General features: G+C 41.5%; 19 protein-coding genes, 1 tRNA gene and 1 pseudogene. All 21 read left to right on the top strand.

The genetic code is table 11. From position 1 onward, the window contains the following. A pseudogene (locus tag HT679_RS01530) lies at positions 1 to 760 on the top strand (hypothetical protein); the annotation flags it as partial. Between the two features lie 221 nt (positions 761 to 981). Next, positions 982 to 1,830, top strand: coding sequence for a DNA-processing protein DprA (dprA, locus tag HT679_RS01535; RefSeq protein ID WP_173212512.1), 849 nt, complete (start codon positions 982 to 984; stop codon positions 1,828 to 1,830). A gap of 593 nt (positions 1,831 to 2,423) precedes the next feature. Then, positions 2,424 to 2,576 carry a hypothetical protein gene (locus tag HT679_RS11220; RefSeq protein ID WP_240149563.1) on the top strand — a complete coding sequence of 51 codons (153 nt, stop codon included), beginning with the start codon at positions 2,424 to 2,426 and terminating at the stop codon, positions 2,574 to 2,576. A gap of 68 nt (positions 2,577 to 2,644) precedes the next feature. Beyond that, positions 2,645 to 3,688: a TIGR00341 family protein gene (locus tag HT679_RS01545; RefSeq protein WP_173212514.1), complete on the top strand. Its 1,044-nt coding sequence runs from the start codon at positions 2,645 to 2,647 to the stop codon at positions 3,686 to 3,688. A gap of 166 nt (positions 3,689 to 3,854) precedes the next feature. Next, positions 3,855 to 5,942, top strand: a complete 2,088-nt coding sequence (gene topA / locus HT679_RS01550) for a type I DNA topoisomerase (RefSeq protein ID WP_173212517.1) — start codon at positions 3,855 to 3,857, stop codon at positions 5,940 to 5,942. A gap of 97 nt (positions 5,943 to 6,039) precedes the next feature. Then, positions 6,040 to 6,186 (top strand): hypothetical protein, encoded by a 147-nt coding sequence (locus HT679_RS11225; RefSeq protein ID WP_000693333.1) that lies wholly within the window; start codon positions 6,040 to 6,042, stop codon positions 6,184 to 6,186. Positions 6,187 to 6,198: 12 nt separating this feature from the next. Next, the gene (locus HT679_RS01560) at positions 6,199 to 6,558 is read left to right on the top strand and encodes a YbaN family protein (RefSeq protein ID WP_001237210.1); all 360 of its coding nucleotides are present in this window, start codon (positions 6,199 to 6,201) and stop codon (positions 6,556 to 6,558) included. A gap of 93 nt (positions 6,559 to 6,651) precedes the next feature. After that, positions 6,652 to 7,284, top strand: a complete 633-nt coding sequence (locus HT679_RS01565) for a copper homeostasis protein CutC (RefSeq protein WP_173212518.1) — start codon at positions 6,652 to 6,654, stop codon at positions 7,282 to 7,284. A 43-nt stretch (positions 7,285 to 7,327) separates the two neighbouring features. Next, positions 7,328 to 7,984 carry an MmcQ/YjbR family DNA-binding protein gene (locus tag HT679_RS01570; protein WP_173212520.1) on the top strand — a complete coding sequence of 219 codons (657 nt, stop codon included), beginning with the start codon at positions 7,328 to 7,330 and terminating at the stop codon, positions 7,982 to 7,984. A gap of 313 nt (positions 7,985 to 8,297) precedes the next feature. Next, positions 8,298 to 9,860, top strand: coding sequence for a 2-isopropylmalate synthase (locus HT679_RS01575; RefSeq protein ID WP_001261084.1), 1,563 nt, complete (start codon positions 8,298 to 8,300; stop codon positions 9,858 to 9,860). A gap of 11 nt (positions 9,861 to 9,871) precedes the next feature. Beyond that, the gene (leuB, locus tag HT679_RS01580; protein WP_173212523.1) at positions 9,872 to 10,909 is read left to right on the top strand and encodes a 3-isopropylmalate dehydrogenase; all 1,038 of its coding nucleotides are present in this window, start codon (positions 9,872 to 9,874) and stop codon (positions 10,907 to 10,909) included. Continuing rightward, entirely contained in the window at positions 10,906 to 11,175 is a 270-nt protein-coding gene (locus tag HT679_RS01585; RefSeq protein ID WP_173212525.1) for a DUF1294 domain-containing protein, read from the top strand. Before leuB ends, HT679_RS01585 begins: the two co-directional genes overlap by 4 nt. A 3-nt stretch (positions 11,176 to 11,178) precedes the next feature. Beyond that, the gene (leuC, locus tag HT679_RS01590) at positions 11,179 to 12,561 is read left to right on the top strand and encodes a 3-isopropylmalate dehydratase large subunit (protein ID WP_173212527.1); all 1,383 of its coding nucleotides are present in this window, start codon (positions 11,179 to 11,181) and stop codon (positions 12,559 to 12,561) included. A 9-nt stretch (positions 12,562 to 12,570) separates the two neighbouring features. Continuing rightward, positions 12,571 to 13,164 (top strand): 3-isopropylmalate dehydratase small subunit, encoded by a 594-nt coding sequence (gene leuD / locus HT679_RS01595; protein WP_173212529.1) that lies wholly within the window; start codon positions 12,571 to 12,573, stop codon positions 13,162 to 13,164. Between the two features lie 27 nt (positions 13,165 to 13,191). Further along, positions 13,192 to 13,971 carry a Sua5/YciO/YrdC/YwlC family protein gene (locus tag HT679_RS01600; protein ID WP_081571444.1) on the top strand — a complete coding sequence of 260 codons (780 nt, stop codon included), beginning with the start codon at positions 13,192 to 13,194 and terminating at the stop codon, positions 13,969 to 13,971. A gap of 201 nt (positions 13,972 to 14,172) precedes the next feature. Next, positions 14,173 to 15,159 carry a GMP reductase gene (locus tag HT679_RS01605; protein WP_049546505.1) on the top strand — a complete coding sequence of 329 codons (987 nt, stop codon included), beginning with the start codon at positions 14,173 to 14,175 and terminating at the stop codon, positions 15,157 to 15,159. Positions 15,160 to 15,225: 66 nt separating this feature from the next. After that, positions 15,226 to 15,297 (top strand) — tRNA-Arg (locus HT679_RS01610). A gap of 182 nt (positions 15,298 to 15,479) precedes the next feature. Then, positions 15,480 to 16,178: a ribonuclease III gene (gene rnc / locus HT679_RS01615; RefSeq protein ID WP_000661480.1), complete on the top strand. Its 699-nt coding sequence runs from the start codon at positions 15,480 to 15,482 to the stop codon at positions 16,176 to 16,178. Then, the gene (gene smc, locus HT679_RS01620) at positions 16,169 to 19,708 is read left to right on the top strand and encodes a chromosome segregation protein SMC (protein ID WP_173212531.1); all 3,540 of its coding nucleotides are present in this window, start codon (positions 16,169 to 16,171) and stop codon (positions 19,706 to 19,708) included. The genes rnc and smc overlap by 10 nt, the downstream gene beginning before the upstream one ends. Further along, a complete protein-coding gene (locus HT679_RS01625; protein ID WP_173212532.1) occupies positions 19,705 to 20,499 on the top strand; it encodes an HAD family hydrolase in 795 nt (264 codons plus the stop codon). The genes smc and HT679_RS01625 overlap by 4 nt, the downstream gene beginning before the upstream one ends. Further along, positions 20,499 to 21,317, top strand: a complete 819-nt coding sequence (locus HT679_RS01630; protein WP_055386921.1) for a Cof-type HAD-IIB family hydrolase — start codon at positions 20,499 to 20,501, stop codon at positions 21,315 to 21,317. Before HT679_RS01625 ends, HT679_RS01630 begins: the two co-directional genes overlap by 1 nt. The last annotated feature ends 1 nt before the right edge of the window (position 21,318 follow it).

A 21,318-nucleotide genomic window follows, 5' to 3' on the forward strand; every position in this document is an offset into this window, starting at 1 on the left:
CTTGAGAAATGTTGATAAGAATGGTAGCCAAACACCAGCTTCTCCTTCGGATACAGCTCAGTCTGGGACAAGTCCTGTGACTCCGCCATCTGCTACAAGAAATCGCAGAACTCCTCCGCGCCGTGCTCGTAGAAGTGTAGGATTTGTAGGGAATTCCCAAACAGGTACAAACCCAACGACTGTGGACAAGTCAGAACTTCGTACTCTGGTAGAGGATCTGGAACGTCGCTTGCAAGACTTAGCAGGTCTATCTCCTGAAGTACTTGAAGAAGCACAGCGTATTTTGGGAGAGGCGCAAGCAGCTCTTGATAATGAAAACTTAACAGCTCAAGAATTGGCAGACCTCCTTGCTAAAGTTAGACAGGTTCTCAATTCTCTACAAACTGGCACATCAGCTGATAAGAGTCAGTCTGCGTCAAACTTAAATAAAGAAGCAGAAAGTACCAAGGGAGCTAAAAATGAGACAGAAGTCCCTCTATATGGTGTCTTAGGAGCTGCAGTTCTTTCTCTTCTAGGAGCTCTCCTCTTTGCAGTAGCTCGTAAAAAATCCTCTCAACTAGATAAGCTTTCAAGAGAATTGCACCAGCTTGTAGTTGAGCTAGAGGCTAGCGACAAGGATAAAAAAGTTCTAAACAAGGCTAAGAAATTAGCTGATGAAGCACGACTCTTTGTAGATAGCCATCAAAAAGATTCTCAAAAAGAAGCAGAACTAATTTCTGAAATCAAGACTGTTCTCAGTCAACTCAAAGAAGAAGTCTAGTTTTGAAGAAAACACTACTTTCAGGAACTGAGTGAGTAGCTTTGTAGCTATGATGAGGAAATAATAAAATCTCCAGATTAGGAACTATCAGTGAGTTCACTAGTCTGGAGATTTTTCAATATACTTCATTATTGGGGGATTACAAATAGTCAGATGTTTTTTTATTTTTTACAAATTTTTTACGAATAAATAGATGAGTAGAAAAAGAAATGGAGCTATTTATGAAAATCACAAACTATGAAATCTATAAGTTAAAAAAATCAGGTTTGAGCAATCAACAGATTTTGAAAGTGCTAGAATACGGTGAAAGTGTTGATCAAGAACTTTTGTTGGGTGACATTGCAGATATATCAGGTTGCCGAAATCCAGCCGTTTTTATGGAACGTTATTTTCAGATAGATGATTCGCATTTGGAGAAAGAATTTCAAAAATTTCCATCTTTCTCTATTTTAGACGACTGTTATCCTTGGGATTTGAGTGAAATATACGACGCGCCTGTGCTTTTATTTTACAAGGGAAATCTGGACCTCTTGAAATTCCCGAAGGTAGCAGTCGTAGGAAGTCGTGCTTGTAGCAAACAGGGCGCTAAGTCAGTTGAAAAAGTCATTCAGGGCTTGGAAAATGAACTGGTTATCGTCAGTGGATTAGCCAAGGGCATTGACACAGCAGCTCATATGGCAGCTCTCCAGAATGGCGGAAAAACCATTGCAGTGATTGGAACAGGACTGGATGTGTTTTATCCTAAAGCCAATAAACGCTTGCAAGACCACATCGGCAATGATCATCTGATTCTCAGTGAGTATGGACCTGGTGAACAACCTCTGAAATTTCATTTTCCTGCCCGTAATCGCATTATTGCTGGACTTTGCCGTGGTGTGATTGTAGCAGAGGCCAAGATGCGCTCAGGTAGTCTCATTACCTGTGAGAGAGCAATGGAGGAAGGGCGCGATGTCTTTGCTATACCTGGTAGCATTTTAGATGGACTATCAGACGGTTGCCATCATTTGATTCAAGAAGGGGCAAAATTGGTCACCAGTGGGCAAGATGTTCTTGCGGAATTTGAATTTTAAAAATGACCTAAGCTAGAATTCTGAGAAAAAATTAATTTCAAGATAAAATGAAGTAAATATCCCCACAATAAAACGCATCCTATCAGGTTTTCATCACTTGATATTATGCATTTTTTCTAAGTGAATCAGTAGAGTGGGGGACTTTTCTCATAGGAAGGAAAGCAATTTAGTGTAATTGAGAAAGGAGAGTTGCTTGTGACTAATCTTGGTCAGCTTATTATCAGGGAGCAGTATCGTCTCAAGTATTGCCAGTAAGGAAAAATAAATTCTTCAAAAGTAGAGATTACAAGGCTTGTTTAAGAAAGAATTTAAAGACCTTGACAGATAAAAATAAAATGGTTATTATAAAAAATGGTCTGAAATTGATGATGATACTCTTCGAAAATCTTTTTACGTCAGCTCAGCTTTGTCTTGTTGTGTTTTGAGCAAGCTACGGTTAGTTTCCGAGTTTGATTTTCATTTACTAGAAATGAAGCTGATGAGAGATAGCAGTAGACATTTGCGTCAGGATATGATGGAAAATGATAAAAAGACCTCATGAGATTGGCATATCAGACTACTAAAGCATTGAGTTTGTTAGGATTTTATACTCAATGAAAATCAAAGAGCAAACTAGGAAGCTAGCCGCAGGTTGCTTAAAGCACTGCTTTGAGGTTGTAGATAAGACTGACGAAGTCAGCTCAAAACACTGTTTTGAGGTTGCAGATAGAACTGACGAAGTCAGTAACATCTATACGGCAAGGTGAAGCTGACGTGGTTTGAAGAGATTTTCGAAGAGTATTAGCGACTAGTTAGCTAGGAAAGGAAGATATTTGTGACAAATAATAAACTGTATTCGTTGGTAGAATTTAGAAATAAAATATATGAAGAATTAGAACTCTCCAGAAGTGATTTAGCGATTTTACTATGTGCCATGCTTATCGCCTCTATCGGATTAAATATGGATTCGACTCCCGTGATTATTGGAGCCATGTTAATCTCTCCTTTGATGACACCTATTCTGGGAGTGGGACTCTCTCTAGCTATATTTGATTTTAAATTGTTAAGAAAATCTTTTAAAATATTAGCTATTCAAATTCTTGCCAGTTTAATAGCTTCAACACTTTATTTTTATCTTTCTCCCATTTCGTATGCTAGTTCGGAGATTGTTGCTAGAACCTCTCCGACTATTTGGGATGTTCTCATTGCTTTTGTAGGAGGGATAGCTGGTATTATTGGTGCTAGGAAAAAAGAGACCAATAATATTGTCCCTGGTGTCGCGATTGCAACTGCCTTGATGCCTCCTCTTTGTACGGTAGGTTACGCTATTGCTTCTGCTAATCTAAAATTTATCATAGGCTCCTCTTACCTATTCCTCATCAATTGTAGCTTTATTGTCATTGCGACTTATATAGGTGTCAGGTTGATGATGGTTAAGAAGCACTATTTTAGAGATAATGAAGAAGACTCTAAAATGCGCAGGATTTTGCTTTTAGTTGCTGTTTTGCTGATGATTCCGAGTTTCATCTCTGCAACGACTTTAGTGAAAGAAACATTGAAAAAAGAGTCCCTTAATAAATTTATATCAGAGCAGTTTCAGGGGCATAATATTTTGAAAAAAACCTATTCTAAAAAGAATCATACCCTAAAGCTAACCATTTCAGGAAATTATTTGACAGAAGAAGAACTCGATATGATTTCCAGTAAGAGGGGGGACTATGGTTTAAGTGATGTTTCTGTTCAAGTTTCACAATTGTCTGATTCAGAACAACTTAGCAAGGAAGAACTGGTAGAGTATTTCTTCCAGTATATCAAGGATAAGGAAGCAAAAGAAAAGGAAAAAGCCAATAAATTTGATACAGAGTCTGAGGAGCAATAATTTCTTGAGAATAGCTGGTTTCTCTCGTGAGTCTTCTATGTATATCAAAGGAAGACTGAGGTCTTAAGCATAAAACTTTTCTTCTATTATAGTAGCTAAGTCTTGACAGGGTTCAAAAAATGGTTTACACTTTATAAAGTTTATTACTTTGAAAAGGTGTGATACTGTGGCTACGGCAACAAAAAAGAAAAAATCAACAGTTAAAAAAAATCTAGTCATCGTGGAGTCGCCTGCTAAGGCGAAAACGATTGAAAAATATCTAGGCAGAAACTACAAGGTTCTAGCCAGTGTCGGGCATATCCGTGATTTGAAGAAATCCAGTATGTCCGTTGATATTGAAAATAATTATGAACCGCAATATATCAATATCCGAGGAAAAGGTCCTCTTATCAATGACTTGAAAAAAGAAGCTAAAAAAGCTAATAAAGTTTTTCTGGCGAGTGACCCGGACCGTGAAGGAGAAGCGATTTCTTGGCATTTGGCCCATATTCTCAACTTGGATGAAAATGATGCCAACCGTGTGGTCTTCAATGAAATCACCAAGGATGCAGTCAAAAATGCTTTTAAAGAACCGCGCAAGATTGATATGGACTTGGTAGATGCCCAACAGGCTCGTCGTGTCTTGGACCGCTTGGTAGGCTATTCGATTTCGCCTATTTTATGGAAAAAGGTCAAGAAAGGCTTGTCAGCTGGTCGTGTTCAATCTATTGCTCTTAAGTTAATCATTGACCGTGAGAATGAAATCAATGCCTTCCAGCCAGAGGAATACTGGACAATTGATGCTGTCTTTAAAAAGGGAACCAAGCAATTTCAGGCTTCCTTCTATGGAGTAGATGGCAAAAAGCTGAAACTGACTAGTAATGACGAGGTCAAGGAAGTTATGTCTCGTCTGACTAGTAAAGACTTTTCAGTGGATCAGGTAGATAAGAAAGAGCGCAAGCGCAATGCTCCATTACCCTATACTACTTCATCTATGCAGATGGATGCTGCCAATAAAATTAACTTCCGTACTCGAAAGACCATGATGGTTGCCCAACAGCTCTATGAAGGGATCAATATCGGTTCTGGTGTGCAAGGTTTGATTACCTATATGCGTACCGATTCGACTCGTATCAGTCCAGTAGCGCAGAACGAAGCAGCAAGTTTCATTACGGACCGTTTTGGTAGCAAGTATTCTAAGCATGGTAGCAAGGTCAAAAATGCTTCTGGAGCTCAGGATGCCCACGAGGCGATTCGTCCGTCTAGTGTCTTTAATACACCTGAAAGCATCGCTAAGTATCTGGACAAGGATCAGCTCAAGCTTTATACCCTTATCTGGAATCGTTTTGTGGCTAGCCAGATGACAGCTGCTGTCTTTGATACCATGGCTGTTAAATTATCTCAAAATGGGGTCCAATTTGCTGCTAATGGTAGTCAGGTTAAGTTTGATGGTTATCTTGCCATTTATAATGATTCTGACAAGAATAAGATGTTACCGGACATGGTTGTTGGAGATGTGGTCAAGCAGGTTAATAGCAAACCAGAGCAACATTTCACTCAACCGCCTGCTCGCTATTCTGAAGCGACACTGATTAAGACTTTGGAGGAAAATGGAGTTGGACGTCCGTCAACCTACGCACCGACCATTGAAACTATTCAGAAACGTTATTATGTTCGCCTTGTAGCCAAACGTTTTGAACCAACAGAGTTGGGAGAAATTGTTAATAAGCTCATCGTTGAATATTTCCCAGATATCGTAAACGTAACCTTCACAGCTGAAATGGAAGGCAAACTAGATGATGTCGAAGTCGGAAAAGAGCAGTGGCAACGTGTTATAGACGCCTTTTACAAACCATTCTCTAAAGAAGTCGCCAAGGCTGAAGAAGAAATGGAAAAAATCCAGATCAAGGATGAACCAGCTGGATTTGACTGTGAAGTGTGTGGCAGTCCAATGGTCATTAAACTTGGTCGTTTTGGTAAGTTCTACGCTTGTAGCAATTTCCCAGATTGCCGTCATACCCAAGCAATCGTGAAAGAAATCGGTGTTGAGTGTCCAAGTTGTCATCAGGGACAAATTATTGAGCGTAAAACCAAGCGTAACCGCCTCTTCTATGGTTGCAATCGCTATCCAGACTGTGAATTTACTTCTTGGGACAAGCCTGTTGGTCGTGACTGTCCAAAATGTGGCAATTTCCTCATGGAGAAAAAAGTCCGTGGTGGCGGCAAGCAGATTGTTTGTAGCAAGGGTGACTACGAAGAAGAAAAGATTAAATAAGAAGAGAGTCCTGAAAGTGAATTTCAGGCTCTTTTGGTTGGAACTTGACAAAATTCATCATTTTATGCGAAACTAGAAGAAGATTATTTTATACTCAATGAAAATCAAAGAGCAAACTAGGAAACTAGCCGCAGGTTGCTCAAAGTACTGCTTTGAGGTTGCAGATAAGACTGACGAAGTCAGGAACCATACCTACGGTAAGGCGACGTTGACGTTTTTCGAAGAGATTTTCGAAGAGTATTAATTAGGAGTAGTTATGCGTCTTATCTATCTGATAATTGGTTTTTTATCACTGGCTTTGGCTATTATTGGGGTTGTCTTGCCCTTGTTGCCGACAACGCCTTTCCTTTTGTTGTCTATTGCTTGTTTCTCCAGAAGTTCCAAACGTTTCGAAGACTGGCTTTATCATACCAAGCTCTATCAAACATATGTAGCTGATTTTCGGGAAACCAAGTCAATTGCGCGTGAACGTAAGAAAAAAATCATCGTATCCATCTACATCTTGATGGGAATTTCCATTTATTTTGCCCCTCTCTTACCAGTCAAAATCAGTCTGGGTGCTTTGACCATCTTTATCACCTATTATCTCTTTAAGGTTATTCCAGACAAAGAATAAGTAAAATTTGTAACTATTTCCCTTGATAAAATTGAAAGCATATTCACAATAATATGATATAATAAATTTAAAGTAATCTTCAAGGAGAATCAAATGGTTTACGAATTTTGTGCTGAAAATGTGACCTTGCTTGAAAAAGCTATGGAGGCTGGAGCTCGTCGAATCGAACTCTGTGATAATCTAGCAGTTGGTGGGACAACACCAAGCTATGGAGTAACTAAGGCAGCAGTTGAACTGGCAGCTAACTATGATACGACCATCATGACCATGATTCGCCCACGTGGTGGCGACTTTGTCTATAATGATATGGAAATTGCTATTATGCTAGAAGACATTCGCTTGACTGCTCAGGCTGGAAGTCAAGGGGTTGTATTTGGTACCTTAACTGCTGATAAGAAGTTGGATAAGCCTAATCTTGAAAAGTTAATTGCTGCATCAAAAGGAATGGAAATTGTCTTCCACATGGCCTTTGATGAATTGAGTGATGAAGAGCAGTTGGAGGCTATTGACTGGCTCAGCCAAGCCGGTGTCACTCGTATCCTAACTCGTGCTGGTGTGTCTGGTGACTCCTTAGAAAAACGCTTTGCTCACTATCACAGAATTTTAGAGCACGCTAAAGGTAAAATTGAAATTCTACCTGGTGGAGGGATTGACCTTGACAACCGTCAAACCTTTATCGATCAGCTAGGCGTGACTCAATTGCATGGAACTAAGGTTGTCTTTTAAAAAATAGAAAGGAACTGCTAGCTTTGGGTAGCAGTTTTCACTTATGTTTGAAATTTTTAAATCCTATCAGTTTAATAAAGAAAAAGCTCATGCCTATGGTTTTGTAGAAAATGGGGAAGTCTGGAATTATAGCTCCAAGATTTTGCAGGGTGACTTTGTCATGACAGTCTCCATCACTACTGATAATGTGAGTTTTCAGGTCTTTGATCAGGAAACGGGCGACCTCTATCCTCAAGTTCATATGGAAAGTATGACAGGAAGTTTTGTTGCAAGTGTCCGTGAGGCTTGTCTGGAGATTCTCTACCAGATTCGGAAGGTTTGTTTTGATGTGCAAGATTTTATCTGTCCTCAGACTAAGCGTATCATGGCTCAGATTCAGGAAAAATATGGTAATCAGTTGGAATATCTGTGGGAGAAATCACCTGATACGGCAGTCTTAAGACATGAAGGCAATAAAAAGTGGTATGCTGTTTTGATGAAAATCTCTTGGGATAAGCTGGAAAAGGGTAGAGAAGGTTTAGTCGAAGCAGTCAACCTCAAACATGATCAAGTAGTGGACCTGCTTTCACAAAAGGGTATTTATCCAGCTTTTCATATGAACAAACGCTACTGGATTAGTGTGGCTTTTGATGATACGTTGTCAGATGAAATGGTACTGGAATTGATAGAAAGAAGCTGGAATTTAACTTCTAAAAAATGAAATATTTCAAGGATTTTCAATAACTTTCAATTAGCTAAATATTCTCTACTGAAGAAATTTTCAGAAAATATTGGATTTTTTCTTGACAAGTGCTTTTGCCTATGCTAAAATACTAAACAAGATATCAAACGAAGGAGAAAGTCAAACATGAAAACAGCTAAGTTTAATCAATTTGCTTTGTTGTTGAGGTACTCGGGCTAGTGCAAAAAGCATTAGTCCTGTTTGGCTTACCAAGCGGGAGTAAATCAACATCTCGCTTGGGTTTCTGAGCGAGATGTTTTTTTAAAATCACATTTGGAAAAGGGGAAATCTTATGCGAACAGTTGAATTTCTAGATACCAGCCTTCGGGATGGAGAGCAGACACCCGGTGTTAACTTTTCAATCAAAGAAAAAATTGCCATAGCAAGGCAGCTGGAGAAATGGGGCATTTCAGCCATAGAAGCTGGTTTTCCGGCGGCGAGTCCTGATTCATTCACAGCAGTGCAGGAGATTGCTAAAGTCTTGAAGAAAACAGCGGTGACTGGATTAGCACGTTCGGTCAAGTCTGATATTGATGCTTGTTACGAAGCCCTCAAGGATGCCAAATATCCACAGGTTCACGTCTTTATCGCTACCAGTCCCATTCACCGCAAGTATAAGCTCAATAAGAGCAAGGAAGAGATTTTGGAAGCTATTAAGGAGCATGTTTCTTATGCCCGTTCTAAGTTTGAAGTGGTCGAATTCTCTCCAGAGGATGCGACCAGAACAGAGTTGGATTTCCTCTTGCAAGTTGTTCAAACAGCGGTCGATGCAGGTGCAACTTATATCAATATCCCTGACACGGTAGGATTCACCACACCAGAGGAATACGGAGCTATCTTCAAACACTTGATTGAGAATGTCAATACAGATCGTCAGATTATCTATTCACCACACTGTCATGATGACCTCGGAATGGCAGTAGCTAATAGCCTTGCTGCCGTCAAGAATGGGGCAGGACGTGTTGAAGGAACTATCAACGGTATTGGGGAGAGAGCTGGAAATGCTGCCTTGGAAGAAATTGCAGTAGCCCTCAATATTCGCCAAGATTACTACCAAGCAGAAACCAGTATTGTCCTAAATGAGACAATCAATACGTCAGAAATGGTTTCTCGCTTCTCAGGAATTCCAGTTCCTAAAAACAAGGCTGTGGTTGGTGGTAATGCCTTTTCTCATGAATCTGGTATTCACCAAGATGGAGTTCTTAAAAATCCTCTCACTTATGAAATCATCACTCCTGAATTGGTCGGTGTCAAGAGTAACAGTCTTCCGCTTGGAAAATTGTCAGGTCGCCATGCCTTTATTGAGAAACTAAGAGAATTGGCCCTAGATTTTACAGAAGAGGACATCAAACCACTCTTTGCTAAGTTCAAGGCACTGGCAGACAAGAAGCAAGAAATCACAGATGCAGATATTCGAGCGCTGGTCGCTGGAACTATGATTGAAAACCCAGAAGGCTTCCATTTTGATGATTTACAACTGCAAACCCATGCAGATAATGACATTGAAGCGCTTGTTAGCCTGGCTAATATGGATGGTGAGAAAGTCGAATTTAATGCGACAGGACAAGGTTCTGTTGAGGCTATCTTCAACGCTATTGACAAATTCTTCAATCAATCCGTTCGCTTGGTGTCCTACACTATCGATGCGGTGACGGATGGAATCGATGCTCAAGCTCGGGTCTTGGTCACTGTTGAAAACAGAGATACAGAAACCATCTTTAACGCAGCAGGTCTTGATTTCGATGTGTTGAAGGCTTCGGCTATTGCCTACATCAATGCCAATACCTTTGTTCAAAAAGAGAATGCTGGTGAGATGGGACGTAGCGTTTCCTATCGCGATATGCCTAGTGTGTAAAGGAGAATACTATGACAAAGAAAATAGTAGCTCTAGCAGGGGATGGAATTGGCCCAGAAATCATGGAGGCTGGTTTAGAGGTTCTGGAGGCTCTAGCTAAAAAAACAGGCTTTGTCTATGAAATAGACAGACGACCTTTTGGAGGTGCAGGTATTGATGCTGCAGGGCATCCCTTACCTGATGAAACCCTCAAGGCAAGTAGAGAAGCAGATGCCATTCTCCTAGCGGCTATCGGTAGTCCTCAGTATGATGGAGCAGCGGTTCGGCCTGAACAAGGCTTGCTGACTCTCCGTAAGGAACTCAATCTCTATGCTAATATTCGCCCTGTAAAAATCTTTGACAGTCTCAAGCATTTGTCACCTCTCAAACCGGAACGAATTGCTGGTGTGGACTTTATCGTGGTGCGTGAGTTGACAGGTGGAATCTATTTCGGAGATCATATTCTTGAAGAGCGAAAAGCGTGTGATATCAACGACTATAGCTATGAGGAAGTGGAGCGGATTATTCGCAAAGCCTTTGAAATTGCAAGAAATCGCAGAAAAATCGTTACTAGTATCGATAAGCAAAATGTTCTAGCGACCTCAAAACTCTGGCGGAAAGTAGCTGAGGAAGTCGCGCAGGATTTCCCAGATGTAACCTTGGAGCACCAGCTAGTCGACTCAGCTTCCATGCTTATGATTACCAATCCTGCCAAGTTTGATGTTATTGTAACGGAGAATCTTTTTGGAGATATTCTCTCTGATGAATCAAGTGTTCTATCTGGCACACTTGGGGTTATGCCATCAGCCAGTCATTCTGAAAATGGACCAAGTCTCTATGAGCCCATTCACGGTTCAGCTCCTGATATTGCAGGTAAAGGAATTGCAAATCCTATCTCCATGATTTTATCAGTTGCCATGATGTTGAGAGATAGTTTTGGACGTTATGAGGATGCAGAGCGTATCGAGCGTGCTGTTGAGGCAAGTTTGGCAGCTGGTGTTTTAACAAGAGATATAGGTGGACAAGCTTCGACTAAGGAAATGACGGAAGCTATTATTGCAAGGTTATGAAGTTAGACGAAAAAATTACTCTAGTTCTTTTGATTTGGAATGTCATCATTTTCGTGATTTATGGCATTGACAAATCCAAGGCAAGGAGAAGAGTTTGGCGCATCCCTGAGAAAATCTTACTTATTTTAGCCCTTTCTTGTGGTGGTTTTGGTGCTTGGTTAGCAGGAATCACTTTTCACCACAAGACTCGAAAATGGTACTTTAAAATAGTTTGGTTTCTTGGGATGGTGACCACACTAGTAGCCTTATATTTTATTTGGAGGTAATGGATGACAGGAAAATCGATTTTTGATAAATTATGGGATCGTCATGTTATCACAGGAGAAGAGGGGCAGCCCCAACTCATGTATGTGGACCAGCACTATATCCACGAAGTGACCAGTCCTCAGGCTTTTCAAGGATTACGAGACGCAGGACGCAGATTGAGACGGCCAGACTTGACATTTGGAACCTTTGACCACAATGTCCCGACGGTCAATATCTACGATATTCGAGATGTCATTTCCAAGGCTCAAATTGATAAGCTGGCTGAAAATGTTGAGGAGTTTGGGATTGAACATGCGGCCCATGGTTCTGAAAAGCAGGGAATCGTTCACATGGTTGGTCCAGAAACAGGACGAACCCAACCAGGAAAATTCATCGTCTGTGGAGACAGCCACACAGCAACTCACGGAGCTTTCGGAGCAATCGCTTTTGGAATTGGGACCAGTGAAGTCGAGCATGTCTTCGCTACCCAGACACTCTGGCAGGTCAAACCCAAGAAAATGCTGGTGGAATTTACAGGTGTTCCTCAAAAAGGAGTTTATTCCAAGGATTACATTTTAGCCTTGATTGCCAAGTACGGCGTTGCCTGTGGTGTTGGCTATGTGGTGGAATATCGGGGACAAGCGATTGATGCACTGAGCATGGAAGAGCGAATGACCATCTGCAATATGTCCATCGAGTTTGGATCTAAGATGGGAATCATGAATCCGGACCAAACCACCTATGATTATCTCAAGGGACGAGAATGTGTTCCAGAGGACTTTGAAGAGGCTGTGGCTGATTGGAAAACAATTGTCAGTGATGAGGATGCCGTTTATGATAAGGTTATCCAGATGGATGTCTCAGGATTGGCTCCCATGGTGACCTGGGGAACCAATCCTGCTATGGGCGTTGACTTTGACAGTAGCTTCCCAGAAATTAAGGATATGAATGATGAGCGAGCCTACAATTACATGGATTTGGCACCAGGTCAAAAGCCAGCTGATATTGAACTAGGCTATATCTTTATTGGTTCATGTACCAATGCTCGACTCAGCGACCTACAACTGGCTGCTCGATTTGTCAAAGGGAAGAAAATTGCTCCTAACTTAACGGCTATCGTAGTCCCAGGCTCTCGTCCTGTCAAACGAGCTGCGGAGAAATTAGGCTTGGATAAAGTTTTCTTAGATGCTGGTTTTGAGTGGAGAGACCCAGGTTGTTCTATGTGCCTAGGAATGAATCCGGACAAGGTTCCTGATGGTGTCCACTGCGCCTCAACAAGCAACCGCAACTTTGAAGATAGACAAGGCTTTGGTGCTAAGACCCACCTCTGCAGTCCAGCCATGGCAGCTGCGGCAGCTATTGCAGGGCGCTTCGTAGATGTTCGACAAATGCCAGAAGCCCAGTAAGGAGAGGATATGGAGAAATTTACAGTTTATACGGGAACGACCGTTCCTCTCATGAATGATAACATCGACACTGACCAAATCCTACCCAAGCAGTTTCTCAAGTTAATTGATAAAAAAGGCTTTGGTAAGTACCTTATGTATGCTTGGCGTTATCTGGACGATAAGTATACTGAGGATCCAGACTTTGTCTTTAACAGACCTGAATATCGTAAAGCAACTATCCTCATCTCAGGGGATAACTTTGGGGCAGGTTCTTCGAGGGAACATGCAGCTTGGGCCCTAGCAGATTATGGTTTTAAGGTCGTGATTGCAGGATCTTTCGGTGATATTCATTACAATAACGAACTCAATAATGGCATGTTGCCAATTGTTCAGCCCAGAGAGGTTCGAGAAAAACTAGCCCACTTGAAACCAAGCGATCAGGTAACTGTGGATTTGGAACAACAAAAAATCATATCACCAGTTGGAGAATTCACTTTCGAAATTGATAGCGAATGGAAACACAAACTCTTAAATGGTTTGGATGATATTGGTATTACCTTGCAGTATGAAGATTTGATTGCTGCATATGAAAAACAACGACCAGCCTACTGGCAGGACTAGAAGAAAAATAGAAAAGGAAATAGAACTATGACAAAACACATTCAATGGAAGGGAACACTTTCACAAGAGGGCTATGACATTTTAAAAGGTGAGGGCGGATGTATCGTTTGCCCTACAAAAGTTGGTTATATCATCATGACTAGCGATAAGGCAGGTCTTGAACGCAAGTTCGCAGCCAAAGAGCGTAACCGTAACAAACCAGGGGTTGTTCTCTGCGGTAGCATGGATGAGCTTCGCGCCTTAGCACAACTCAACCCAGAAATTGAAGCCTTCTACCAAAAACATTGGGATGAAGATATTCTTCTTGGTTGTATCCTTCCTTGGAAACCAGAAGCCTTTGAAAAACTCAAAGCATACGGTGATGGCCGTGAAGAGCTGATGACTGATGTGCGTGGTACTAGCTGTTTTGTTATCAAGTTTGGGAAAGCTGGTGAACAATTGGCTGCCAAACTTTGGGAAGAAGGCAAGATGGTTTATGCCTCATCAGCTAACCCATCTGGAAAAGGAAACCGTGGTAAGGTAGAAGGTATCGGAGAACGCATCGAAGGAGCTGTTGACCTTGTCATTGAGGCAGATGACTACGTTGCTTCTATCCAACCAGACAAAACGATTGAAACTCGCTACGAGCAAGGTGTGATGGTCTCTATGGTTGATAAGGACGGCAAACTCATCCCAGAACAAGGAGGAGCACGTTCAACTTCACCAGCTCCAGTTGTAATTCGTAAAGGGCTTGACATTGATAAGATTATGATGCACCTGTCAGACACCTTTAACTCATGGGACTATCGTCAGGGCGAGTATTATTAGTATAGAGAAGAAGTGGGGAGAAAATAATCTCTCCTCTTTCTTTTGTTTATTCATACAAGAAAATCCGAACAATAAATTTTGTTTTATAAAATTATTTGACAAAAACTGTACTTTGGTTTATAATAAATTAAGGAAACGTCGGAAAAGGCGTAGTGATGCGAGAGCATAGGTAGGTCATTACAAAAGAAACGAGACATCGATATGTTAAATGAATTTCCAATTTTTGATTACGAAGATATTCAATTGATTCCAAATAAATGTGTGATTAAAAGCCGTGCAGAAGCGGACACAAGTGTCACTCTAGGAAAGCACACCTTTAAACTACCTGTTGTGCCAGCGAATATGCAGACGATTTTGGATGAAAATGTAGCAGAGCAACTTGCAAAAGGTGGTTACTTCTACATTATGCATCGTTTTGATGAGGCAGGGCGCATTCCTTTTATTAAACGCATGCACGATCAAGGTCTCATTGCTTCTATCTCTGTCGGTGTTAAGGATTATGAGTATGATTTTGTCAGCCAGCTCAAGGCTGATGCTCCTGAGTATATCACGATTGATATTGCCCATGGTCATGCGGATAGCGTGATTTCTATGATTCAACACATCAAGAAAGAATTGCCAGATACTTTTGTTATTGCTGGAAATGTGGGAACACCAGAAGCCGTGCGTGAATTGGAAAATGCTGGTGCGGATGCTACTAAGGTCGGAATCGGTCCTGGTAAGGTTTGTATTACCAAGGTTAAGACTGGTTTTGGTACAGGTGGTTGGCAGTTGGCTGCTCTACGCTGGTGTGCTAAGGCTGCGCGTAAACCGATTATCGCTGATGGAGGGATTCGCACTCACGGTGATATTGCCAAGTCTATCCGTTTCGGTGCTAGCATGGTCATGATTGGTTCCCTCTTTGCAGGACACATCGAAAGTCCAGGGAAAACGATTGAAGTTGATGGTGAACAGTTCAAAGAATATTACGGTTCAGCTTCACAATATCAAAAAGGAGCCTACAAAAACGTGGAGGGCAAACGCATCTTGCTTCCTGCAAAAGGTCATTTACAAGATACTTTGACTGAGATGGAACAAGACCTTCAAAGTGCTATTTCTTATGCAGGTGGACGTCAGGTTGCTGACCTTAAACATGTTGATTATGTGATCGTGAAAAACTCTATTTGGAATGGGGATGCTTCCCACTAAGACGGCCTATCTCACTAGAAAAAAACTTGTTATTAGAGCAAATTTCTGTTATAATAAAACAAGTTTCCACCCTTAGTGTAATGGATATCACGTAAGATTCCGGTTCTTGAGATGGGGGTTCGATTCCCTCAGGGTGGATGTAAACATCCTAAAAAGCCTTTAATAGGGCTTTTTTCTTTACACAGCCCTAAATTGGTCCTTAAAACTGAAAATCTCTTTTTAAAGAATTCCCAAATGCTCTCCAGTCCCGTTTTAGAGTGACTCAGGGGGCTTTTTTTGATATAATAAAAAGGACTGTTATCAGTTAGAAAGAGGTTGGTATGAAAGAATTACAAACTGTACTTAAAAACCATTTTGCAATCGAATTTGCAGACAAAAAGTTACTGGAGACTGCCTTTACTCATACGAGTTATGCCAATGAGCACCGCCTCTTAAAAATTTCACACAATGAACGCTTGGAATTTTTAGGAGACGCTGTTCTACAGTTATTGATTTCAGAATATCTGTATAAAAAATATCCTAAAAAGCCTGAGGGTGACCTGTCTAAACTACGTGCCATGATTGTCCGCGAGGAGAGTTTGGCTGGTTTTGCGCGTGATTGCCAGTTTGACCAGTTTATCAAGCTGGGTAAAGGGGAAGAAAAATCTGGTGGTCGTAATCGTGACACCATTCTTGGTGATGCCTTTGAAGCCTTTCTTGGTGCTCTCCTTTTGGACAAGGATGTGGCCAAGGTCAAGGAATTTATCTATCAAGTCATGATTCCTAAGGTTGAAGCAGGAGAGTTTGAGATGATTACAGACTACAAAACCCATCTCCAAGAGTTACTTCAGGTCAATGGCGATGTGGCTATCCGTTATCAGGTGATTTCTGAAACAGGTCCTGCCCACGATAAGGTCTTTGATGTAGAAGTTCTTGTTGAAGGCAAGAGCATTGGTCAAGGTCAAGGTCGTTCGAAAAAATTAGCAGAGCAGGAAGCTGCCAAAAATGCCGTTGAGAAAGGGCTGGATTCATGTATTTAAAGGAAATCGAAATTCAGGGATTCAAGTCTTTTGCTGACAAGACCAAGGTCGTCTTTGACCAAGGTGTGACGGCAGTCGTTGGTCCCAATGGATCTGGAAAGTCTAATATTACAGAAAGTTTACGTTGGGCCCTGGGGGAGTCAAGTGTTAAGAGTCTCCGTGGGGGCAAGATGCCAGATGTCATCTTTGCTGGAACAGAAAGTCGCAAACCGCTCAATTATGCTTCTGTAGTTGTGACTCTGGATAATCATGACGGATTTATCAAGGATGCAGGTCAAGAAATCAGGGTGGAACGCCATATCTATCGTAGTGGAGATAGCGAATACAAGATTGACGGCAAGAAAGTCCGTCTGCGTGATATTCATGACCTCTTCTTGGATACTGGATTGGGACGAGATTCCTTCTCTATTATTTCCCAAGGGAAGGTTGAGGAGATTTTTAATTCCAAGCCTGAGGAACGACGAGCTATTTTTGAAGAAGCTGCTGGAGTTTTAAAATACAAGACTCGCAGAAAAGAAACCGAGAGTAAACTGCAGCAAACTCAGGATAATCTGGACCGCTTAGAGGACATTATCTACGAGTTGGATAATCAAATCAAGCCTCTTGAGAAGCAAGCTGAGAATGCCCGTAAGTTTTTAGACTTGGAAGGACAACGTAAGGCTATTTATTTAGACGTTCTGGTTGCTCAAATCAAGGAAAATAAGTCTGAACTAGAGTCGACAGAAGAAGAGTTGGCTCAGGTTCAGGAACTCTTGACTAGTTATTACCAAAAGCGTGAAAAATTAGAAGAAGAAAATCAATCTCTTAAAAAGCAACGCCAAGATTTACAGGCTGAAATGTCCAAAGATCAGGGCAGTTTGATGGATTTGACCAGTCTAATTAGTGACTTAGAGAGAAAATTAGCCCTATCGAAACTAGAATCTGAGCAAGTAGCCCTGAATCAACAGGAAGCGCAAGCTCGTTTGGCTGCTTTGGAGGATAAGAAAAAGGCTCTAAGTCAGGAAAAGGCTGAAAAAGAAGCGAACTTGGCACAATTAGAACACAATCTAATTCAAAATAATCAAAAACTCAATCGTTTAGAGGCTGAATTGCTAGCTTTTTCAGATGATCCTGATCAGATGATTGAACTTTTACGTGAACGCTTTGTGGCGCTTTTACAGGAAGAAGCAGATGTCTCAAACCAGTTGACCCGTATCGAAAACGAGTTGGAAAATAGTCGTCAGCTTTCTCAAAAACAAGCAGATCAACTAGAAAAGCTGAAAGAACAGTTGGCTACAGCTAAAGAGAAGTCTAGTCAGCAAAAAGACGAGCTTGAAACTGCCAAGGAGCAGGTTCAGAAATTATTGGCCGACTATCAAGCTATTGGCAAGGAGCAAGAGGAGCAGAAAGCTTCCTATCAAGCTCAACAAAGTCAACTCTTTGACCGTCTGGATAGTCTCAAAAACAAGCAGGCTAGAGCCCAAAGTTTGGAAAATATCCTTAGAAATCACAGTAACTTTTATGCAGGTGTTAAGACTGTTCTCCAAGAAAAAGCCCGCCTTGGTGGAATTATTGGTGCAGTCAGTGAGCACCTGACCTTTGATGTGCATTATCAAACTGCACTAGAGATTGCGCTTGGAGCCAGCAGTCAACATATCATCGTAGAGGATGAGAACGCGGCGACTAAGGCCATTGATTTCCTAAAGCGCAACAGAGCCGGTCGTGCAACCTTCCTTCCGTTGACAACGATCAAGGCGCGTACGATTTCTAGTCAGAATCAAGATGCTATCGCTGCAAGTCCAGGATTTCTGGGCATGGCAGATGAGCTGGTTACTTTCGATAATAGGTTGGAAGCTATTTTCAAGAATTTGCTAGCTACAACAGCTATTTTTGATACTGTAGAGCATGCGCGTGCAGCAGCTCGCCAGGTTCGTTATCAGGTTCGTATGGTGACACTGGATGGGACAGAGCTGCGCACAGGTGGTTCTTATGCAGGTGGAGCTGATCGCCAGAATAACAGCATTTTTATCAAGCCAGAACTGGAGCAATTACAAAAAGAAATTGCTGAAGAGGAAGCAAGTCTTCGTTCAGAAGAAGTGGCTTTGAAGACCTTACAAGATGAGATGGCTAGATTGACCGAATCATTAGAAACCATCAAATCTCAAGGAGAGCAGGCTCGTATTCAGGAGCAGGGCTTGTCCCTCGCTTATCAGCAGACCAGTCAGCAAGTTGAAGAGCTAGAAACTCTTTGGAAACTCCAAGAAGAGGAATTAGATCGTCTTTCTGAGGGAGATTGGCAAGCGGATAAGGAAAAATGTCAAGAGCGCCTTGCTACAATCGCCAATGACAAGCAAAATCTGGAAGCTGAGATTGAAGAGATCAAGTCCAACAAAAATGCCATTCAAGAACGCTATCAAAACTTGCAGGAAGAGCTAGCGCAGGCTCGCCTGCTTAAGACTGAACTGCAAGGACAAAAGCGTTATGAAGTAGCTGATATTGAGCGTTTAGGCAAGGAATTAGACAATTTAGATATCGAACAAGAAGAAATCCAGCGCCTTCTTCAAGAAAAGGTTGACAATCTTGAGAAAGTTGATATAGAATTGCTCAGTCAACAGGCGGAAGAAGCCAAAATGCAGAAAACAAACCTCCAACAAGGTTTGATTCGTAAGCAGTTTGAATTAGATGATATTGAAGGTCAACTGGATGATATTGCTAGTCATTTGGACCAGGCTCGCCAGCAGAATGAAGAGTGGATTCGCAAGCAAATACGTGCTGAAGCTAAGAAAGAAAAGGTCAGCGAGTATTTGCGCCATTTACAAAGCCAATTAACAGACCAGTACCAGATTAGCTATACTGAAGCACTAGAAAAGGCACATGAATTGGAAAATCTCAATCTGGCAGAGCAAGAGGTGCAGGATTTAGAGAAGGCTATTCGCTCACTGGGTCCTGTCAATTTGGAAGCTATTGACCAGTACGAAGAGGTTCACAGCCGCTTGGATTTCCTAAATATCCAGCGAGATGACATTTTGTCAGCGAAAAACCTGCTCCTTGAGACCATTACAGAGATGAATGACGAGGTCAAGGAACGCTTTAAATCAACCTTTGAAGCTATTCGTGAGTCCTTTAAAGTGACCTTCAAACAGATGTTTGGAGGAGGTCAGGCAGACTTAATCTTGACTGAGGGAGACTTGCTGACAGCTGGGGTTGAGATTTCTGTCCAACCACCAGGTAAGAAAATCCAGTCTCTCAACCTTATGAGTGGTGGGGAAAAAGCCCTGTCGGCTCTAGCTTTGCTTTTCTCTATCATTCGAGTTAAGACTATCCCATTTGTCATCTTGGATGAGGTGGAAGCCGCGCTGGATGAAGCCAATGTTAAACGTTTTGGGGATTACCTCAATCGATTTGACAAGGACAGCCAGTTTATCGTCGTAACCCACCGTAAGGGAACCATGGCAGCAGCTGATTCTATCTATGGAGTGACCATGCAAGAATCAGGTGTCTCAAAAATTGTTTCGGTTAAGTTAAAAGATTTAGAAAGTATTGAAGGATGACAATTAAACTAGTAGCAACAGATATGGACGGAACCTTCCTAGATGGGAATGGGCGCTTTGATATGGACCGCCTCAAGTCTCTTTTGGCTTCCTACAAGGAAAAAGGGATTTACTTTGCGGTGGCTTCAGGGCGCGGATTTCTATCCTTAGAAAAATTATTTGCTGATGTTCGTGATGACATTATTTTTATCGCGGAAAATGGTAGTTTGGTAGAATATCGAGGTCAGGACTTGTATGAAGCGACTATGTCTCGTGACTTTTATCTGGCAACTTTTGAAAAGCTGAAAACTTCACCTTATGTAGACATCAATAAACTGCTTTTAACAGGGAAAAAAGGCTCTTATGTTCTAGATACGGTTGATGAGACCTATTTGAAAGAGAGTCAGCACTATAATGAAAATATCCAAAAAGTAGCGAGTTTGGAAGATATCACAGATGACATTTTCAAATTTACAACCAACTTCACAGAAGAAACGCTAGAAGCTGGGGAAGCTTGGGTAAACGAAAATGTTCCTGGTGTTAAGGCCATGACAACTGGCTTTGAATCCATTGATATTGTTCTGGATTATGTCGATAAGGGTGTGGCTATTGTTGAATTAGCTAAAAAACTTGGTATCACAATGGATCAGGTTATGGCTTTTGGAGACAATCTAAATGATTTGCATATGATGCAGGTTGTGGGACATCCTGTGGCTCCTGAAAATGCACGACCAGAAATTTTAGAATTAGCAGAGACTGTGATTGGTCACCATAAAGACCAGTCGGTTATAGCTTATATGGAGGGCTTATAATGGTAGATATAAAATTGATTGCATTGGACTTGGACGGGACCTTGCTGACTACTGATAAAAGGTTGACGGATCGCACCAAGGCAACTTTGAAAGCTGCGCGTGATCGTGGTATCAAGGTCGTATTGACAACTGGTCGTCCCTTAAAAGCCATGGACTTCTTTCTCCATGAGTTAGGGACTGACGGTCAGGAAGATGAGTATACGATTACCTTTAATGGTGGTTTGGTTCAGAAAAATACAGGAGAAATCCTTGATAAAACAGTCTTTTCATATGATGATGTGGCACGCTTGTATGAAGAAACAGAGAAATTATCACTGCCTCTTGATGCCATCTCAGAAGGAACAGTTTATCAAATCCAATCGGACCAAGAAAGTCTTTATGCCAAATTTAATCCAGCTTTGACTTTTGTTCCAGTGGACTTTGAAGACCTATCTAGTCAAACGACTTACAATAAATGTGTGACTGCCTTTGCTCAAGAACCCTTGGATGCAGCTATTCAGAAGATTTCTCCAGAATTGTTTGACCAATATGAAATCTTTAAATCACGTGAAATGTTGCTAGAGTGGTCACCAAAGAATGTTCATAAAGCAACAGGTTTGGCAAAACTAATCAGCCATCTAGGAATCGACCAAAGCCAAGTCATGGCCTGTGGTGATGAAGCCAATGACCTTTCTATGATTGAATGGGCAGGACTCGGTGTTGCCATGCAAAACGCTGTTCCTGAAGTCAAGGCAGTCGCAAATGTAGTGACTCCAATGACCAATGATGAAGAAGCTGTTGCCTGGGCTATCGAAGAATATGTGCTAAAGGAGAACTAAG

The sequence above is a fragment of the Streptococcus sp. 4886 genome, assembly GCF_013276485.1.
GTDB lineage: Bacteria > Bacillota > Bacilli > Lactobacillales > Streptococcaceae > Streptococcus.

What these genes read in the sequence shown, in the direction of transcription:
- dprA (WP_173212512.1), top strand. Translation starts at nt 982, where the DNA reads ATGAAAATCACAAACTATGAAATCTATAAGTTAAAAAAATCAGGTTTG.
- HT679_RS11220 (WP_240149563.1), top strand. Translation starts at nt 2,424, where the DNA reads ATGAAAATCAAAGAGCAAACTAGGAAGCTAGCCGCAGGTTGCTTAAAG.
- HT679_RS11225 (WP_000693333.1), top strand. Translation starts at nt 6,040, where the DNA reads ATGAAAATCAAAGAGCAAACTAGGAAACTAGCCGCAGGTTGCTCAAAG.
- HT679_RS01560 (WP_001237210.1), top strand. Translation starts at nt 6,199, where the DNA reads ATGCGTCTTATCTATCTGATAATTGGTTTTTTATCACTGGCTTTGGCT.
- HT679_RS01565 (WP_173212518.1), top strand. Translation starts at nt 6,652, where the DNA reads ATGGTTTACGAATTTTGTGCTGAAAATGTGACCTTGCTTGAAAAAGCT.
- HT679_RS01570 (WP_173212520.1), top strand. Translation starts at nt 7,328, where the DNA reads ATGTTTGAAATTTTTAAATCCTATCAGTTTAATAAAGAAAAAGCTCAT.
- HT679_RS01575 (WP_001261084.1), top strand. Translation starts at nt 8,298, where the DNA reads ATGCGAACAGTTGAATTTCTAGATACCAGCCTTCGGGATGGAGAGCAG.
- leuB (WP_173212523.1), top strand. Translation starts at nt 9,872, where the DNA reads ATGACAAAGAAAATAGTAGCTCTAGCAGGGGATGGAATTGGCCCAGAA.
- HT679_RS01585 (WP_173212525.1), top strand. Translation starts at nt 10,906, where the DNA reads ATGAAGTTAGACGAAAAAATTACTCTAGTTCTTTTGATTTGGAATGTC.
- leuC (WP_173212527.1), top strand. Translation starts at nt 11,179, where the DNA reads ATGACAGGAAAATCGATTTTTGATAAATTATGGGATCGTCATGTTATC.
- leuD (WP_173212529.1), top strand. Translation starts at nt 12,571, where the DNA reads ATGGAGAAATTTACAGTTTATACGGGAACGACCGTTCCTCTCATGAAT.
- HT679_RS01600 (WP_081571444.1), top strand. Translation starts at nt 13,192, where the DNA reads ATGACAAAACACATTCAATGGAAGGGAACACTTTCACAAGAGGGCTAT.
- HT679_RS01605 (WP_049546505.1), top strand. Translation starts at nt 14,173, where the DNA reads ATGTTAAATGAATTTCCAATTTTTGATTACGAAGATATTCAATTGATT.
- rnc (WP_000661480.1), top strand. Translation starts at nt 15,480, where the DNA reads ATGAAAGAATTACAAACTGTACTTAAAAACCATTTTGCAATCGAATTT.
- smc (WP_173212531.1), top strand. Translation starts at nt 16,169, where the DNA reads ATGTATTTAAAGGAAATCGAAATTCAGGGATTCAAGTCTTTTGCTGAC.
- HT679_RS01625 (WP_173212532.1), top strand. Translation starts at nt 19,705, where the DNA reads ATGACAATTAAACTAGTAGCAACAGATATGGACGGAACCTTCCTAGAT.
- HT679_RS01630 (WP_055386921.1), top strand. Translation starts at nt 20,499, where the DNA reads ATGGTAGATATAAAATTGATTGCATTGGACTTGGACGGGACCTTGCTG.